Here is a 3,078-nt window from a genome sequence, read left to right on the forward strand (position 1 = left end):
TCAGAGCGCGTGGCCGGCGAACAGGGTGCGGACGGCGCCGCCGACCCAGACCTGGCCCGCCGCGTCCTGCTCGACATGGACGCGGCCGGCGCGGCCGAGCCGGGTGCCCTGCGCCGCGACATAGGCGCCATTCGCACGGCCGCTGGCGAACAGCCACTGGCCGACCGAGGCGTTGAGGCTGCCGGTGACCGGGTCCTCGACCAGCACGCCTTCCGGGTTGGTGAAGAGGGCGCGGATCTCGAACGCGGCGGCACCGCCGGGTTCGTGCGGGCCGACCACGCCGATATCGATGGGCCGGCCATGGTGGCGCGCCGGCTCGATCGCCAGCACCTCGGCGGCGGAGGCGAGCATCGCGCAGATCCAGCCGGGGCCGTTGTCCACCCAGGCGGCATCGACGATGGCGGCGCGGTCGATGCGCAGCACGGCGGCGACCTCGGCGATGTCCGCCTCGTCGGGCGGGCCGCCGCGCAGCAGCGGCGGCGCGGCGAAGGCGAGACGGTCGGCATCGCGGCGGATGGTGACGAGGCCGGCGCCGCATTCCTGCACGATGACGCCGTTCCGCTTCGGGACGCCGCCGGCCTCCACCCAGGCATGGGCGGTGCCGAGCGTCGGGTGGCCGGCGAAGGGGAGTTCGCGCGAGAGGGAAAAGATGCGGACGCGGTAATCGGCGGCGGGGTCGGCGGGCGGGAGCAGGAAGGTGGTTTCCGACAGGTTGAGCCAGCGTGTGATCGCCTGCATCTCGGCGGTGGACAGGCCGTCGGCATCGGCGATCACGGCGAGCGGGTTGCCGGTGAAGGGGGCGGTGCCGAACACGTCGACAAGGCGGAACGGGCGGGTCATGGCGAGGGCTCCTGGCGCGGGGCGGCGGGCGGGAAGAGGTGCAGGGCGGCGTAGTGCAGCAGCATGATCGCCTTGGCGTCGTGGATCTCGCCGGTTTCGATGCGGCGCAGCGCGTCGTCGATGTCGAGTTCGACGGTCTCGATGTCCTCGCCCTCCTCGGGGCAGCCGCCGCCGGGGGCGACGCGGTCGGCCGGGGTGTAGCGGGCGACGAAGAAGAAGAGTTTCTCGGTGAGCGCGCCGGGGCTCATGTAGGCGCTGAAGACGGGGCGGATGCCGGCGATGCGGTAGCCGGTTTCCTCCTCGGTCTCGGCGATGATGCGGGCCTCGGGGTGGGCGGCGTCGAGCTTGCCGGCGATGGCTTCGAGCACGAGGCCGTCGCCGCTCTCGGCGAAGGCGGGATAGCGGAACTGCCGGACCAGGATGACGGTGCGGCGGGCGGGATCGTAGAGCAGGATCGCCGCGCCGTTGCCGACGTCGTAGACCTCGCGGGTGAGGGTCTGCCAGCGGCCGTCGGAACGGCGCCAGTCGAACGTGACCTTGGTCAGCCGGCCCCAGCCGGCGGCGAGCAGCGCCTCGGCGCGCAGGCGGACCCTGTCCGCGAGGTTGTGGGGCCTGTCGCTCGGCATCTGCACGGTCTCCGGCTGGCTTGCGGGCGGGCGGCGCGGCCGGCGCCGGGCGGTGGACCCGGGCGGTCAGGCGGCGACGCCGTAATGTCGTCCCATCTCGTCGTTCATCGTCCACAGAATGTCCAGCTTGAACTTGAGGATCTGCAGGGCGCGCTCCTGCATCGGCCGGGTCGCGAAATGGGCGAGCGTGATCCGCAGGCCGTGGACGACGTCGCGCGGGGCCTGGCTGGTGCGGTTGCGGAAATAGTCGAGCCCCTCGCTCTCGATCCAGGGGTAGTGTCCGGGCCAGGTGGCGAGGCGCTGGCGATGGATGTCCGGCGCGAAAAGCTCGGTCAGCGAGGAGCAGACGGCCTCCTGCCAGGGCGCGCGGCGGGCGAAATTGACATAGGCGTCGACCGCGAAGCGCACGCCGGGCAAGAGGTGGCGCAGGTCGAGCATCTCCTCGCGCGCGAGGCCGGTGGCGATGCCGAGGCGGAGCCAGGCCTCGATGCCGCCCTCGTCGCGCAGGCGCGAGCCGTCGGGCAGTTCGTAGTCGAACCCGTCATGGTCGAGGAGGCGGCGGATCCAGCCGCGGCGGATCTCGCGGTCGGGGCAGTTGGAGAGGATCGCCGCGTCCTTCACCGGGATCGCGATCTGGTAATAGAAGCGGTTGGCGACCCACATGCGGATCTGCTCCGGCGTCGCCTTGCCGGTGTTGAGCATCACGTTGAACGGATGGTGGATGTGGTAGGCGCTGCCGGCCTCGCGCAGCTTCGCCTCGAACTCGGCGTGAGACCAGGGCGCGCGGCCGTCATCGGCTGGTGGCGCCTCGGCCAGGAGATCGGCTCTCATCATTGGACATTCCCCGAAAGCATGAGGCCGGAAAGACGACAGGGGACGGCGGGCGGCGCATTGATCTCGATCATTGCGCGGCGGGGCGGATCAGCGGCGCGGGGCGGCGAGCGGGGCGATGGCGGCGAAGAGCGGCGACGCGGGATCGGCCAGGTGGCGCAGGAGAGAGAAATGATCGGCACCGGGAACGATGATCTCGCGGGCGATGTTGCCGGTGGCGCGCCAGGCCGCGTGCATCGCGCCGGTCTGCGCCCGGAAGGCGGGGGTTTCGTCGCCGCCGACGGCGAAGATCGCCGGCGGCATGCGCGGCTTCACGCGATGCACCGGCGAGGCGGCGCGGGCGGCGGCGGCGTCGAGCCCGAGGCGGTCGTTCAGCGGTGTGGCGCGCAGCGGATCGAGATCGTAGACGCCGCTGAGGCCGACGACGGCGGTGATCGGGCTCGGCCCGTCCCAGTCGGTCAGCGCGAGTTCGGCGGCGAGATGGGCGCCGGCGGAATGGCCGATGGCGACGAGGCCGCCGGTGCCGGCGGCGCGCAGGACGGCGGGGACGGCGCGGCGCACCGAGTCGGTCAGCGCGGCGAGGCTGGCATCGGGGCAGAGCGGGTAGTTCGCCAGCGCGACGTTGAAGCCGGCATCGACGAAGGGCGGCGCGAGGAAGCGGAACTGCGCCTTGTCGCGCCCCTGCCAGTAGCCGGCGTGCAGGTAGAGCAGGGTCGCCGCGGCACCGGGGGCGGCGAAGAGGTCGAAGCGTTCGCGCTCATGCGGGCCGTAGGGGATGTCG

The 3,078-nt window shown here is 72.4% G+C and carries 4 protein-coding genes; all 4 read right to left on the minus strand.

All coding sequences use genetic code 11. The annotated features are described in order from the left end of the window. Positions 1 to 840: a PhzF family phenazine biosynthesis protein gene (locus APM_RS14430; RefSeq protein ID WP_007424113.1), complete on the minus strand. Its 840-nt coding sequence runs from the start codon at positions 838 to 840 to the stop codon at positions 1 to 3. Continuing rightward, complete coding sequence (locus APM_RS14435) at positions 837 to 1,466, minus strand: NUDIX domain-containing protein (protein ID WP_007424112.1); 630 nt, start codon at positions 1,464 to 1,466, stop codon at positions 837 to 839. The genes APM_RS14430 and APM_RS14435 overlap by 4 nt, the downstream gene beginning before the upstream one ends. A gap of 66 nt (positions 1,467 to 1,532) precedes the next feature. Further along, complete coding sequence (gene pqqC / locus APM_RS14440; RefSeq protein ID WP_231295331.1) at positions 1,533 to 2,297, minus strand: pyrroloquinoline-quinone synthase PqqC; 765 nt, start codon at positions 2,295 to 2,297, stop codon at positions 1,533 to 1,535. A 90-nt stretch (positions 2,298 to 2,387) separates the two neighbouring features. After that, on the minus strand, positions 2,388 to 3,078 hold a 691-nt coding region (locus tag APM_RS14445), incomplete at its 5' end, for an alpha/beta hydrolase (RefSeq protein WP_007424115.1).

It is taken from the genome of Acidiphilium sp. PM (genome assembly GCF_000219295.1).
Taxonomy (GTDB): Bacteria; Pseudomonadota; Alphaproteobacteria; order Acetobacterales; family Acetobacteraceae; genus Acidiphilium; species Acidiphilium multivorum.